The sequence below is a fragment of the Streptomyces sp. NPDC033177 genome (assembly GCF_055577715.1).
Genome location: NZ_JBVIPS010000001.1, coordinates 985,090 through 997,720, shown reverse-complemented (window position 1 = coordinate 997,720; position 12,631 = coordinate 985,090). Strand labels below are relative to the sequence as shown.

The window sequence follows — 12,631 nt, the reverse complement described above, 5'->3', positions numbered from 1 at the left end:
AAGGTTCCGCATGGCCCCCCGCACCGCCCGCTTCACCCTCGACCCCGCCTTCACGGTCGGTGAGGTCGACCCGCGGCTCTTCGGCTCCTTCGTCGAGCACCTCGGCCGCTGCGTCTACACCGGCATCCACGAGCCGGGCCACCCCGCGGCCGACGAGGACGGGCTGCGCACCGACGTGCTCGGCCTGATCCGCGAGCTCGGCGTGACCGCCGTGCGCTACCCCGGCGGGAACTTCGTCTCGGGGTACAAGTGGGAGGACTCTGTCGGCCCCGCCGACGAGCGGCCGCGCCGCCTCGATCTGGCCTGGCACTCCACGGAGACCAACCGCTTCGGGCTCTCCGAGTACATCGCGTTCCTGCGCAAGATCGGCCCGCAGGCCGAACCGATGATGGCGGTGAACCTCGGCACGCGAGGCGTCGAAGAGGCCCTCGAACTCCAGGAGTACGCCAACCACCCCTCCGGTACCGCTCTGTCGGACCTGCGCGCCGCGCACGGCGACAAGAGCCCCTTCGGCATCCGCATGTGGTGCCTGGGCAACGAGATGGACGGGCCGTGGCAGACCGGCCACAAGACCGCCGAGGAGTACGGGCGCCTGGCCGCCGAGACCGCGCGCGCGATGCGCCAGGCGGACCCGGACGTCGAGCTGGTCGCCTGCGGCAGCTCCGGCCAGTCGATGGAGACCTTCGCCGCGTGGGAGGCCACGGTCCTGGCCGAGACCTACGACCTCGTCGACCACATCTCCCTGCACGCCTACTACGAGGAGACCGACGGCGACCGGGACTCCTTCCTCGCCTCCGCCGTCGACATGGAGTCCTTCATCGAGAACGTCGTCGCCACCTGCGACCACGTGGGCGCCCGCCTGAAGTCCAAGAAGAAGATCAATCTGTCCTTCGACGAGTGGAACGTCTGGTACCAGTCCCGGCCGCACCCCGAGGTGGAGGAGAGCCTGCGCGACTGGCCCGAGGCGCCGCGCCTCCTGGAGGACAACTACACCGTCACCGACGCGGTCGTCGTCGGCTCGCTCCTGATCGCCCTCCTGCGGCACGCCGACCGGGTGGCCGTCGCCTGCCTGGCCCAGCTGGTCAACGTCATCGCGCCGATCCTGACCGAGCCGGGCGGCCCGGCCTGGCGGCAGACCACCTTCTTCCCCTTCGCGCAGGCCTCACGGCACGGCCGCGGCCGGGTGCTCGACGTACGCGTGGACTCGCCCGCGCACGGGACGCGGAAGTTCGGTGAGGTGCCGCTGCTGCACGCCACGGCCGTCCGCGCCGACGACGGCACCGTGACCGTCTTCGCGGTCAACCGCAGCCAGAGCGAGTCGCTGCCCCTCGAAGTCGCTTTGCATGGGCTTGAGTTGGTGGACGTCATCGAGCACAGCGCCCTCGCCGACGCGGACCCCGACGCGCGCAACACCCTCGCGGAGCCGGAGCGCGTGACCCCGCACGGCATCAGCGGGACGGCACTCCAGGACGGCACGCTGAGCGCCGTACTGGAGCCGCTGTCCTGGAACGTGATCCGCCTGGGCTGAGCCATCACGCCCGGATCAGTAGGCGACGGGCCACCCCGAGCTCCAGTTCAGGAGGTTGACGCCGAGCTTCGGGGTGCCGTTGTCCTGGCCGTCGTAGTAGTGGTAGACGAGCAGGTCGCCGTCGGTGTCCTTCATGACCGACTGGCCGCCGGGGCCGATGTACCGGCCGTGGCTCTCCTGGACCGGTGTGCCGCCGTTGTTCATCATGCCGACGCCGTTCTTGTCGACGTACGGCCCGGTGACCTTGGACGAGCGACCCACCTTGATCTTGTACGTGGAGCTGGTGCCGGCGCAGCACGTGTCGTACGAGGCGAAGAGGTAGTAATAGCCGCCCCGCTTGACGATGAAAGGCGCCTCGACGGCTTTGGTGCCGGTGGGGCGCGAGGCGAGCGAGCGGCGGGCGGTGTCGCCCGTGTACTGCTTGCCGGTCACGGGGTCGATCCGGATCATCTTGATGCCGGTCCACCAGGAGCCGAACGACAGCCACCACTTGCCGTCGTCGTCCACGAAGAGGTTCGGGTCGATCGCGTTGTAGTCGCTCGAGGTGGTCGAGGTGTAGACGGCGCCGTAGTCGGTCCATGAGCCCGGCTCACCCGTGGCGGAGCCCGCGAGGCCGATGGCCGACTTGTTCGAGCCGAACGACGAGACGGAGTAGTACATCAGGTACTTGCCACCGTGGAACGAGATGTCGGGCGCCCAGACGTCCCCGGTGGAGTTGTAGGTGTTCCACCAGCCCGGCCGGGTGGGGAAGGCGGAGCCGCTGCGGCCGAAGGCGATCCGGTCGGTGGAGGTACGCAGCTGCAGGCCGTCGCCGGTCGAGTAGAGCAGGTACTTGCCCGCTGAGGTGCGGGCCAGGGTCGGGTCGTGCACGACGATGTCGCCCGTGACCTGACCGGGGTCGGGGTAGGCGGTCGCGCTGCTCGGGACGAGGGCGAGCAGGGCGGCGACGGTCAGGGCGACGAGGGCTCTGCGCCGGAAGGCGGCGGGGGTGCGGTTGGGGGTGCGGCTCACTCCGGTCTCCTTGGAATGGGGGGAGGGCCCGGAGCAGACGTGGGGACGGGGCATGAGCGACTCCTCGGACGGAACCGGAATCGCTCCCACTGTTGCCGTGGAAGCTAGCAGGAAGTCGCCGCCGGGAACGGAAAGGTTGGCGGCTTTTTCAGATTCTTCGGATCGCCGCCGTCGAATTCATTCGACAACTCCCTTTCGTGTGCGGGCTCTTGACATCGAGCCCGTACGGCTGAATTTTGGGAGCGCTCCCATTTGTGCTCCCACTGGTGCTCAAACCGGTTACCCGGCTCCCCTTGCGGAGCCGCCCCCCCCAACGAGCCGTCAGGAGACTTCCCCGCATGTCCGCATTCCCCCCATCCCCCCGCTCCGGCCCCTCCAGACCGGAAATCAGCCGCCGCAACCTGCCGGCCCTCGGCGCCGGAGCCGCGCCGGCACCGGTCGTCGTGGCCCTCAACCCCGCATGTCACAGTGCCCACGCCGCGCCCGCGGCCACCGAGTACGAACAGTGCTTCCTCGGCCCGTACGCGAAGATCCCCGATTCCGCGAACGGGTATTTCTCGCCGGACGGTATTCCCTCCCACTCCGTCGAAACCCTCATTGTCGAAATTGCGGCGAAACCAGCCACGTACACCCCCGAACACGACCAGCCGTCCCAATACCCCGCACCTGGGACGGGGTCGCGATGACCGGCCGGATGACGCGTGGCGCGAAACTGCTCGGCGCCCTCGGTCTGATCCCGGGTCTGCTGTTCGTGGCCGCCCCGTCCTCCGGGGCCGACGACGCCACCAAGAAGAAGCCATCGGCCGCGTACACCTGGAAGAACGTCCGCATCGACGGCGGCGGCTTCGTCCCCGGCATCGTCTTCAACCGTGCCGAGAAGAACCTCGCGTACGCCCGTACCGACATCGGCGGCGCCTACCGCTGGCAGGAGAAGTCCCGGACCTGGACCCCGCTGCTCGACTCCGTCGGCTGGGACGACTGGGGCCACACCGGGGTCGTCAGCCTCGCCTCCGACACCGTCGAACCGGACAAGGTGTACGCCGCCGTCGGGACGTACACCAACGACTGGGACCCCGGAAACGGCGCCGTCATGCGCTCGGCCGACCGGGGCAGGACCTGGAAGAAGGCCGACCTGCCCTTCAAGCTCGGCGGCAACATGCCGGGCCGCGGCATGGGCGAGCGCCTCGCCGTCGACCCGCACGACAACCGCGTGCTGTATCTGGGCGCGCCGAGCGGCCACGGCCTGTGGCGCTCCACCGACTCCGGGGCAACCTGGTCGGAGGTGACCGCGTTCCCCAACCCCGGCAACTACCAGCAGGACCCCTCGGACACGACCGGTTACGCCTCCGACAACCAGGGCATCGCCTGGGTCACCTTCGACGAGTCGACGGGGGCATCCGGTGCGCGCACCAAGACCCTCTACGTGGGCGTCGCCGACAAGGACAACGCCGTCTACCGCTCGACGGACGCGGGCGCCACCTGGACCCGGCTCGCGGGCCAGCCCACCGGTCTCCTCGCCCACAAGGGCGTGCTCGACGCCGAGAACGGCTACCTCTACCTCGCCTACAGCGACAAGGGCGGCCCCTACGACGGAGGCAAGGGCCAGGTGTGGCGGTACGCGACCCGTACCGGCGAGTGGAAGAACATCAGCCCCGCCACCGACGCCGACACCTATTACGGTTACAGCGGACTGAGCGTCGACCGGCAGCGTCCGGGCACCGTCATGGTCACCGGGTACAGCTCCTGGCACCCGGACACCCAGATCTTCCGCTCCACCGACAGCGGCGGCAGCTGGACCGGCGCATGGAACTACGGCGCCTATCCCGAGCGCACCAACCGCTACACCATGGACATCTCGTCCGTGCCCTGGCTGTCCTGGGGCGCGAACCCGGCGCCACCAGAACAGTCTCCGAAACTGGGCTGGATGACCGAGGCCCTGGAGATCGACCCCTTCGACTCCGACCGGATGATGTATGGCACAGGGGCCACCGTCTACGGCACCAGGAACCTCCAACAGTGGGACAGCGGAGACAAGTTCACCGTCACCCCGATGGTGAAGGGCCTGGAGGAGACCGCAGTCAACGACCTCGCCGCACCGGCATCTGGGGCACCCCTGCTCAGCGCACTCGGCGACATCGGCGGCTTCCGGCACACGGACGTCACCAAGGTGCCGCCCCTGATGTACACCGAGCCCAACTTCACCACCACGACGAGCATCGACCACGCCGAGTCCGACCCGGACACCGTGGTGCGGGTCGGCCAGCTCGACAGCGGGCCGCGGATCGCCTTCTCCGGTGACAACGGCACCACCTGGTCGGCGGGCAAGGAGCCTTCGGGGGTCTCGGGCGGCGGCACGGTCGCCGCCTCCGCCGACGGCAGCCGCTTCGTGTGGAGCCCGGACGGTGCGGGCGTGCACACCAGTGGTGACCGAGGCGCCTCGTGGACGGCGGCCACCGGCATCCCACAGGGCGCCGTCGTCGAGTCCGACCGCGAGGACCCGAAGACGTTCTACGGCTTCAAGTCCGGCACGTTCTACGTCAGCAGGGACGGCGGGGCGACCTTCACCGCGCAGGCGTCCGCCGGTCTCCCGGCCGAAGGGGCGGCGCGTTTCAAGGCCGTTCCGGGAGAGGCGGGGGACATCTGGCTCGCGGGCGGCAAGGCCGGCGGGGCCTACGGCCTGTGGCACTCGAAGGACTTCGGCGCGAGCTTCACCCGCGTCCAGGGCGTCGAGGAGGCCGACACGATCGGCTTCGGCAAGGCCGCGCCGGGCTCCGGCCACCAGACGCTCTTCACCAGCGCGAAGATCGACGGGGTGCGCGGCATCTTCCGCTCCACCGACGCCGGCGAGAGCTGGGTGCGCGTCAACGACGACGTCCACCAATGGGGGTGGACAGGAGCGGCCATCACCGGCGATCCGCGGATCTTCGGGCGGGTGTACGTGGCCACGAACGGTCGTGGCATCGTTTACGGGGACAACTCCCGCCGCTGAATGACCAGTCGAAGCGCTTCGACGGATCTATGGACAGCACATGGGTGTCCCTCTAAGGTCAAGAAGGCCCCACGTCGAAGCGCTTCGCCACCGCCTCCAGACCTGCCCAGGAGAGCCGCATGGTCACCCTCGCCGAGGTAGCCCACCACGCCGGAGTCTCGGCCAGCACGGTGAGCTACGTACTCAGCGGCAAGCGGTCCATCTCCGCCTCCACCAAGGACCGCGTCGAGCGGTCCATCCGCGAGCTCGGCTACCACCCGAACGCGGGCGCCCGCGCCCTGGCCAGCAGCCGGTCCAACATCATCGCGCTGATGGTCCCGCTGCGCACCGACATGTACGTGCCGGTGATGATGGAGATAGCCATCGCCGTCGCCACCACGGCGCGCACCCACGGGTACGACGTGCTGCTCCTGACCGGTGAGGAGGGCCCCGAGGCGGTCCGCCGCATCGAGGGCAGCGCGCTCGCCGACGCCATGATCCTGATGGACGTGGAGCTGCACGACGAGCGGCTCCCGCTGATCCGCGAGACCGACCGGCCCACGGTCCTCATCGGCCTCCCCGCCGACCCCACGGGCCTGACTTGCGTCGACCTCGACTTCACGGCGACGGGCGCCCAGTGCGTGGAGCACCTCTCCGGGCTCGGCCACCGGGAGATCGCCGTGATCGGCGAAGCACCCGCCGTGTACGAACGGCACACCGGCTTCGCCGAGCGCACCCTGGAAGGGCTGCGCACGCGGGCCGGAGAGCTCGGCGTGCGGGTGCTGCACCGGCCCTGCGAGGGGACGTACGACGCGCTCGCCGCGACCCTCGCCCGGATCTCCGACGAACGCCCCGGCACCACGGGCTTCGTCGTACAGAACGAATCCGCCGTCGAACCCCTCCTGAGCCTCCTGCGCCAACAGGGCCGCGCCATACCGGAAGACGTCTCCGTCATCGCCGTCTGCCCCGACCAGGTAGCCACCCAGGCGTCGGTGCGCCTCACCTCCGTGGCCATCCCCGCACAGGAGATGGGACGCCAGGCGGTGGAGCGGGTGGTCGCGAAGCTGAGGGGGCAGGACATGGACGAAGTCACGTTGCTGTCCCCGGAGTTGACGATACGAAGCAGCTCGGGGCCGGTCCCTGTGAAGGGCTGACCGGGCCTCCTCAGTGAGTGGACACCGCTGGGCGCGGTGCTTTGGCCATGCCCGCGCCGATGAAGAAGCTCGGGTGTGGGGGCTGGTTGTAGGCCGTGTTTTGCCAGGACAGCGCTGTGCGGTACTGGATGTCGTGGAGCAGGGTGGTGATCTTCATCTTTGTCTCGTGCGGGGTGGAGTAGATCCGTAGTGCCTTGTTGTCCGACGTGCGCCACACGACCTCCTCGCGCCAGTCGCCGAGGATGTCACCGGAGAGGGCGGGGGTCGCCTTCGTGCCGTTGTTGGACGAGACCGACGCGCCGGTCAGGAGGCGGGTCTCGCCGGCCGTGCCGTACTTGTCGATCCGGGTGCCGTCGAGGAGTTCACGTGTGGTGTCGCCGTCCCACCAGTTCACGAAGTTGATGCTGGACGGCTCACGGCCGGCCGATGCCCCGGATGGCGAGCGCAGGGTGTTGTCGGCCGCGGACCAGGACTCGGCGCCCGCCGAACCGGCGTGGATGTCGGCGGACACGCCCCGGCCGTTGTCGGAGCCCGAAGCCGTGGTCCACAGGCGCTGACCCGTGCGGGCGTCCGCCATCCAGGAGCCCGGCTTGGAGCTGTCCTCGGAGACCTTGAAGTACTCCAGGCCCGTGCGGGAGGGGTCGAGGTCGCCGACGTGCCCGGCGTCGCCGTGCCCGAGCTTGGTCGTCCACAGGCCGCTGCCGTTGTCGTCGACGGTCATCGCGCCGTAGACGATCTCGTCCTTGCCGTCGTTGTCCACGTCCGCGACCGACAGGCTGTGGTTGCCCTGGCCGTCGTATCCCTTGCCGGTGTTCGTCGAGGAGTTGGTGTCGAAGGTCCAACGCCGGGTGAAGGCCCCGTTCCGGAAGTCCCAGGCGGCGATGACGGACCGCGAGTAGTAGCCGCGCGCCATGATCAGGGAGGGCCTGCTGCCGTCGAGGTAGGCGGTCCCGGCGAGGAAGCGGTCCACGCGGTTGCCGTAGCTGTCGCCCCAGCTCGACACGGTGCCGCGTGCGGGGACGTAGTCGACCGTGTCGAGCGCGGCGCCGGAGCGGCCGTCGAACATGCTCAGGTACTCGGGTCCGGCCAGGACGTAACCGCCGGAGTTGCGGTGGTCGGCCGAGGAGCTGCCGATCACCTTGCCCGCGCCGTCCTTCGTGCCGTCCGCCGTCTTCGTGGCGACCTCGGCCCTGCCGTCACCGTCGTAGTCGTACACCTGGAACTGCGTGTAGTGCGCGCCCGAGCGGATGTTCCGGCCCAGGTCGATCCGCCACAGCCGGGTGCCGTCCAGCTTGATCCCGTCGATGATCGTGTTGCCGGTGTAGCCGGACTGCGCGTTGTCCTTGGCGTTGGTGGGCTGCCACTTCAGTACGAAGTCCAGGGCGCCGTCCCCGTCGAGGTCGCCCACGGACGCGTCGTTCGCCTCGTACGTGTACGCCACGCCGTCCGGGGTCGTGCCCCCGGCGGGCGGCGTGATCGGCACGTCCTTGTACCCGGCGCGGAACTGCACCGCGTGCACGGAGTCGCCCTGCTCGGTGCCGTCGACCACCGCGCGCACCGTGTAGTCGGCGCTGTTCGGGGCGCCCGCGTGGAAGTAGTTCGTCGAGCCGGTGACCGGGGAGGAGTTGACCTTCGTACCGCCTCGGTAGACGTTGAAGGCCACGTCGTCGTCATCGGTTCCGAGCCAGCGCCAGCTGACCAGGTTCCCGGCGTCGGTGTGCACGCTGACCACGCCCCGGTCCAGTGCCTCGGCCTGGCGGGTCGTCGCCGCGGACGAGGTGGACGACAGGGCGATGAGCCCTCCGGCGGCGAGTGCGCCCGCGACAACGGCGGTGAGCAGGACCCGGCCGCGGGCCCGGCGTGCTCTTCGGCTTCGGCTTCGGCCTCGGCGGAGTTCGGTGTACGGGTGCTCGGGCATCGGGGGCTCCTGCGGGGGAGACGGCGGGGGGAGAGTGCGGGGAGAGGGACCGTGCCTCGACTCAGTCGCCGCGGGGGGTACAGAAGGTTGCCGCCTGTACCACTTCAGGCCCGACGGAGGGCTCGCCCAATGGACGACCAGATACCGACGGCCGCCGATCGGTCCACACACCCGGCGGCGAGGTGACTCTGCGTCAGAACGAGCCAGGCGCCGACCACAACCCCGTCGTGCAGCCCACGGGGTGGGCCGAAGTGACCGCGGATATCACCCAACCTCCGGACCCCGCACGCGGCGTGGTGCGCTACGGCCTCACGCGGGGCACCGGCACCGACGCGGCACCGGTCCCGCAGTACCCGAACCGTGCCGGATGACCCCATACCGCCTGGCTCAGACCTGCCTGGGATTCCGGACGTTGTTCGATGTCTCGCACGGACGTTGCTATGCTCGCGCACCGCGCTTCGGCGGCACGGGGGCCACCCAGCGCGCGGGCAGAGCCGCGCAAGCACAGAAAGAGGTCACCCGTGGGGACAGCCGTCGATGACGCCGCCGCCGCGGAGTTCCACGACTTCTTCGAGCGGCACTACAACGAACTCGCGCGCCTGGCGCACATGCTGACCGGCGAGAAGGACGCCGCGGACGACCTGGCGGCCGACGCCCTGGTCGCGCTCTGGAACCGCTGGGACCGCGTCAGGGCCGCCGATCACCCGGCCGCGTACGCCCGTGGTGTCGTCGCCAACATGGCCCGCAGCCGCATCCGCAGCGCCGTGCGGGAACGCCGCCGCGTGGCCCTGTTCTGGGGGCAGCGCGCGGAGGGCGTCGACGACCCCGACGTACCCGCTGTCGTCGACGTCCAGGAGGCGTTGCGTACGCTGCCGTTCCGTAAGCGGGCCTGTGTGGTCCTGCGGCACGCCTTCGACCTGTCGGAGAAGGACTGCGCGCTCACGCTGGGGATATCGGTCGGTACGGTGAAGAGCCAGACGTCCAAGGGAATGGCGGAGCTGCAACGGCTCCTGGGCGATCGGGCCGCGTCGCAACTCGTGGGAGGGAGGCAGTGATGGACGACGTACGCAAGCAGCTGCGCGATGCCGCGGCCGAGCACCGACCCGACAGGGAACGGATGCTCGCCCGCGTCGAGCGCGGCATGGAGCGTGACGCCGTCGACCTCGGTGCCACCTCCCGCGGGAGGCTGCGCAGTACCGCCCCCTGGCTGCGGATCGCGGGCGCGACCGCCGCCGTGGCCGGGGTCTTCGCGCTCGGCGGATACGCCGTCGCCTCGGTCGTCCAGGGCGAGGACCCGCCGCCGAGCACCGTGGGCACGCCCGCCGCCCCCGACTCCCCGGCCGGGCCGAGCCCCTCCGCTTCCGCGCCGGACGACGAGAACGCCGAACCCAGCTCCCCGGCGGAGCCCGCGCAGCCGTCGGGCAAGGCCACGAAGGGCACGCCCGGCAAGGACGCGGACCCGAAACGGCCGCCGAAGAAGTCCGACCCGCCGCCCTCCACGCGGCGCCTGGCGCCGGACGCCAAGGGTGTCGAGGACGGTTACCTCTGGAGTGACGGCTCCGTCGACCCGCAGAGCAACGACTTCTGGGCGCAGAGCACCCTCACCTTCAAGACCGGAAAGCCGCTCACCGCGCTCAGCGTCGAACTGCGTGTCGCGCAGACCGGCGGAGTCACCGACACGGGCAACTGGCGCTCCCTGCCCGCCGACGACTTCACCGTCTCCGTACGCGAGGAGGGCGATGAGCTGGTCTATCGCTGGACGCTGAGGGCGGGCCGGACCGTCCCGGAGGGCGAACACGTCTTCGCGGGCCAGTACAACCACGCCGAAGGCGGCAGGGACGCGGGCGAGGACTCCTTCGCGGCGGAAGCGTCCGCGTCGGGCCAGATGGCCGCGGTGCGCGGCGACTTCGCCCGCACCTCCTAGAGAAATCCCCGCAGGGCGGCAACCTTCCGCACCCGGGCGGAGACCAGCAGACGCAAGGTCCGCAAGGTCATCCCCCAGCGAAAGAGCGGTCCCCATGACCCCGCAACGAGCCGAACTGCGCAGGAGCCGTAAGCGCCGCCTAACCCGCCGTCGCGCCGCGGGAGCGGCGGGCGGCGCGCTCCTCCTGACCGGCGCCATGCTCGGCGCCGGCGCGCTGCTCTCCCCGGCGGGAGCGGCGACCACGGCCGCCGCCTGGCCGACCCCCACCGGCAACAAGCCCGTCACCAAGACCATCGAGGTGTCCGGCACCTACGACGGTGGACTCCAGCGCTTCTACGGCAGCGGAGACCTCGGCGGCGACGGCCAGGAGGAGGGCCAGGACCCGATCTTCAAGCTGAAGGACGGCGCGGTCCTGAAGAACGTCGTGCTTGGCAAGCCCGCCGCCGACGGCGTGCACTGCTCGGGCACCTGCACCATCCAGAACGTGTGGTGGGAGGACGTCGGCGAGGACGCGGCCAGCTTCAAGGGCACCTCGTCCGGCTCGACGTACAACGTCACCGGCGGCGGCGCGAAGAAGGCCGACGACAAGGTCTTCCAGTTCAACGGCGCGGGCAAGCTGAACATCAGCGGCTTCCAGGTGTCGGACTTCGGCAAGCTGGTGCGCTCCTGTGGCAACTGCTCCAAGCAGTACAAGCGCACGATCACCGTCAACGACGTGGACGTGACCGCACCCGGCAAGTCCCTGGTCGGCATCAACACCAACTACGGCGACACGGCGACCCTCGGCAAGATCCGCATCCACGGCGACTCCAGCAAGAAGATCAAGCCCTGTATCCGCTACACCGGCAACAGCTCGGGTGACGAGCCCAAGGAGACGGGCAGCGGCCCTGACGGCACGTACTGCAAGTACAGCGCCTCGGACATCAGCTACCAGTAGCCGTCACAGCGGACCACCAGTGACCAAGTTCCGGTCACTGGTGGTCCGTTGCCGTCAGTGCTCTCAGCGGAGCCGAGGTGTCCAGTCCGTCAGGTAGGCGCCACGGGTCGCGGACCGGGCCTGGGTGCGCGTGAGTTGGGGGCGGTCGGCCGGGGCCGTGACCTTGGCGCCCGGACCCGTGTTGCGGTACTCCGCGAACCGCTGGGCCTGCCACGGGTGGGCGTCACGCATGTTCGCGTACGGGACCACCGCGTCGATGCCGGGCCCCAGAAAGGTGTCGCGCACCGTGAGCATGGGGCGGGCCGTCGTGTCGGAGCTGGGGACCCAGGGGCGGGCCAGCTTGTAGTACGCGTCCGGGGCGCCGCTCGTCACCCGGCCGCGGGTGACCAGGTAGCCGCGCGGGTTGGCCTCCGCGGTGGACGGCGCGAAGACGAAGCCGTACGGCGCCGCCGCCAGGTCGCTCCGGGTGAGGGTGTGGAAGTGGCAGCGCTCGAAGACGGCGGTGGCCCGGCCGAAGACGAAGTCGACGTCGCCCTCCACGTAACAGTCGCGGAAGTACTGGCGGGCGAAGACGCCCAGGTCCACGGTGTCGGCGTAGAGGGTGTCCTGGTGACCCAGGAACCGGCAGCGGAAGAACGCCGAGCGGTCGCCCATGACCTTGAGGGCGACGGCCTGCGTTCCGGTGTACTCGGGGTGGTCGGCGCGCAGCCAGTCGTTGGCGAACGTGATCGCGTGGGCGGTGAGACCGGCCGCCCTTACCGTCGTGGTGGCCGAGCCGCTGGTGCCGTAGGTGCCGGACCCGTCGGGCTTCGGGGTGCCCGCCGCGTTGTCGTACACGATGACCGTGTCGCGCGGGTCGCCGCTCGCCCCGATGAGCGTGAGCCCCGTGCTCGTCTCGGGGACGGTCACCGTCTCGCGGTACGTGCCCGGAGCGAGGACCAGCGTCCACCCCGGACCGGAAGCGGCGTCCACCGCGGCCTGGACAGTGGTGTGGTCGCCGCCGCCCGCCGGGTCGACGTACAGCGTCCGGCGGGAGGGGCGCCGCTCGGCGGCGCGGGCGGGCGACGTGCTGCCGAGGGCGAGAGCGACCCCGGCGCCCGCGCCTGCTGCGAGCAACGTACGCCTGCCGACAGGGGGGTTGAGGCGGTCAGGGGAGTGGTGCGAGGGCATGGCTGCTCCTTCGCCGTGCGG

Annotated in this window: 11 protein-coding genes; 8 read left to right on the top strand and 3 right to left on the bottom strand. The window is 70.2% G+C overall.

Going from position 1 to position 12,631, the window contains the following annotated elements; all coding sequences use genetic code 11:
- Window positions 1-10: 10 nt before the first annotated feature.
- Window positions 11-1,528, top strand: coding sequence for an arabinosylfuranosidase ArfA (gene arfA, locus ACZ5U5_RS04465; protein WP_469016080.1), 1,518 nt, complete (start codon window positions 11-13; stop codon window positions 1,526-1,528).
- 15 nt (window positions 1,529-1,543) lie between these two features.
- On the opposite strand, the gene ACZ5U5_RS04460 is transcribed toward arfA, so the two are convergent.
- Window positions 1,544-2,539 (bottom strand): arabinan endo-1,5-alpha-L-arabinosidase, encoded by a 996-nt coding sequence (locus tag ACZ5U5_RS04460; RefSeq protein ID WP_469016077.1) that lies wholly within the window; start codon window positions 2,537-2,539, stop codon window positions 1,544-1,546.
- A gap of 338 nt (window positions 2,540-2,877) precedes the next feature.
- On the opposite strand from ACZ5U5_RS04460, the gene ACZ5U5_RS04455 reads away from it, so the two are divergent.
- The 3 genes from ACZ5U5_RS04455 to ACZ5U5_RS04445 all read left to right on the top strand — a co-directional run bounded on the left by ACZ5U5_RS04455 (window position 2,878) and on the right by ACZ5U5_RS04445 (window position 6,661).
- Window positions 2,878-3,225, top strand: a complete 348-nt coding sequence (locus ACZ5U5_RS04455) for a glycoside hydrolase family 48 protein (RefSeq protein WP_469016075.1) — start codon at window positions 2,878-2,880, stop codon at window positions 3,223-3,225.
- On the top strand, window positions 3,222-5,528 hold the full coding sequence (locus ACZ5U5_RS04450) for a xyloglucanase (RefSeq protein ID WP_469016073.1): 2,307 nt from the start codon (window positions 3,222-3,224) through the stop codon (window positions 5,526-5,528). Before ACZ5U5_RS04455 ends, ACZ5U5_RS04450 begins: the two co-directional genes overlap by 4 nt.
- A 119-nt stretch (window positions 5,529-5,647) precedes the next feature.
- On the top strand, window positions 5,648-6,661 hold the full coding sequence (locus ACZ5U5_RS04445; RefSeq protein ID WP_469016070.1) for a LacI family DNA-binding transcriptional regulator: 1,014 nt from the start codon (window positions 5,648-5,650) through the stop codon (window positions 6,659-6,661).
- 10 nt (window positions 6,662-6,671) lie between these two features.
- On the opposite strand, the gene ACZ5U5_RS04440 is transcribed toward ACZ5U5_RS04445, so the two are convergent.
- Window positions 6,672-8,579 (bottom strand): rhamnogalacturonan lyase, encoded by a 1,908-nt coding sequence (locus ACZ5U5_RS04440; RefSeq protein WP_469016067.1) that lies wholly within the window; start codon window positions 8,577-8,579, stop codon window positions 6,672-6,674.
- A gap of 182 nt (window positions 8,580-8,761) precedes the next feature.
- On the opposite strand from ACZ5U5_RS04440, the gene ACZ5U5_RS04435 reads away from it, so the two are divergent.
- The 4 genes from ACZ5U5_RS04435 (at window position 8,762) to ACZ5U5_RS04420 (ending at window position 11,440) form a co-directional block, all read left to right on the top strand.
- The gene (locus ACZ5U5_RS04435; protein WP_469016064.1) at window positions 8,762-8,950 is read left to right on the top strand and encodes a hypothetical protein; all 189 of its coding nucleotides are present in this window, start codon (window positions 8,762-8,764) and stop codon (window positions 8,948-8,950) included.
- 150 nt (window positions 8,951-9,100) lie between these two features.
- A complete protein-coding gene (locus ACZ5U5_RS04430) occupies window positions 9,101-9,634 on the top strand; it encodes a SigE family RNA polymerase sigma factor (RefSeq protein ID WP_453690158.1) in 534 nt (177 codons plus the stop codon).
- Window positions 9,634-10,503: a hypothetical protein gene (locus tag ACZ5U5_RS04425; protein ID WP_469016061.1), complete on the top strand. Its 870-nt coding sequence runs from the start codon at window positions 9,634-9,636 to the stop codon at window positions 10,501-10,503. The genes ACZ5U5_RS04430 and ACZ5U5_RS04425 overlap by 1 nt, the downstream gene beginning before the upstream one ends.
- 94 nt (window positions 10,504-10,597) lie before the next feature.
- The gene (locus ACZ5U5_RS04420) at window positions 10,598-11,440 is read left to right on the top strand and encodes a pectate lyase (RefSeq protein ID WP_469016058.1); all 843 of its coding nucleotides are present in this window, start codon (window positions 10,598-10,600) and stop codon (window positions 11,438-11,440) included.
- 63 nt (window positions 11,441-11,503) lie between these two features.
- On the opposite strand, the gene ACZ5U5_RS04415 is transcribed toward ACZ5U5_RS04420, so the two are convergent.
- Window positions 11,504-12,610, bottom strand: a complete 1,107-nt coding sequence (locus ACZ5U5_RS04415; RefSeq protein WP_469016055.1) for a pectinesterase family protein — start codon at window positions 12,608-12,610, stop codon at window positions 11,504-11,506.
- Between the last annotated feature and the right edge of the window lie 21 nt (window positions 12,611-12,631).

Bases quoted from the DNA above. Each gene is read 5' to 3' on its own strand.
- arfA (WP_469016080.1), top strand. From the start codon at position 11: ATGGCCCCCCGCACCGCCCGCTTCACCCTCGACCCCGCCTTCACGGTC.
- ACZ5U5_RS04455 (WP_469016075.1), top strand. From the start codon at position 2,878: ATGTCCGCATTCCCCCCATCCCCCCGCTCCGGCCCCTCCAGACCGGAA.
- ACZ5U5_RS04450 (WP_469016073.1), top strand. From the start codon at position 3,222: ATGACCGGCCGGATGACGCGTGGCGCGAAACTGCTCGGCGCCCTCGGT.
- ACZ5U5_RS04445 (WP_469016070.1), top strand. From the start codon at position 5,648: ATGGTCACCCTCGCCGAGGTAGCCCACCACGCCGGAGTCTCGGCCAGC.
- ACZ5U5_RS04440 (WP_469016067.1), bottom strand. From the start codon at position 8,579: ATGCCCGAGCACCCGTACACCGAACTCCGCCGAGGCCGAAGCCGAAGC.
- ACZ5U5_RS04425 (WP_469016061.1), top strand. From the start codon at position 9,634: ATGGACGACGTACGCAAGCAGCTGCGCGATGCCGCGGCCGAGCACCGA.
- ACZ5U5_RS04420 (WP_469016058.1), top strand. From the start codon at position 10,598: ATGACCCCGCAACGAGCCGAACTGCGCAGGAGCCGTAAGCGCCGCCTA.
- ACZ5U5_RS04415 (WP_469016055.1), bottom strand. From the start codon at position 12,610: ATGCCCTCGCACCACTCCCCTGACCGCCTCAACCCCCCTGTCGGCAGG.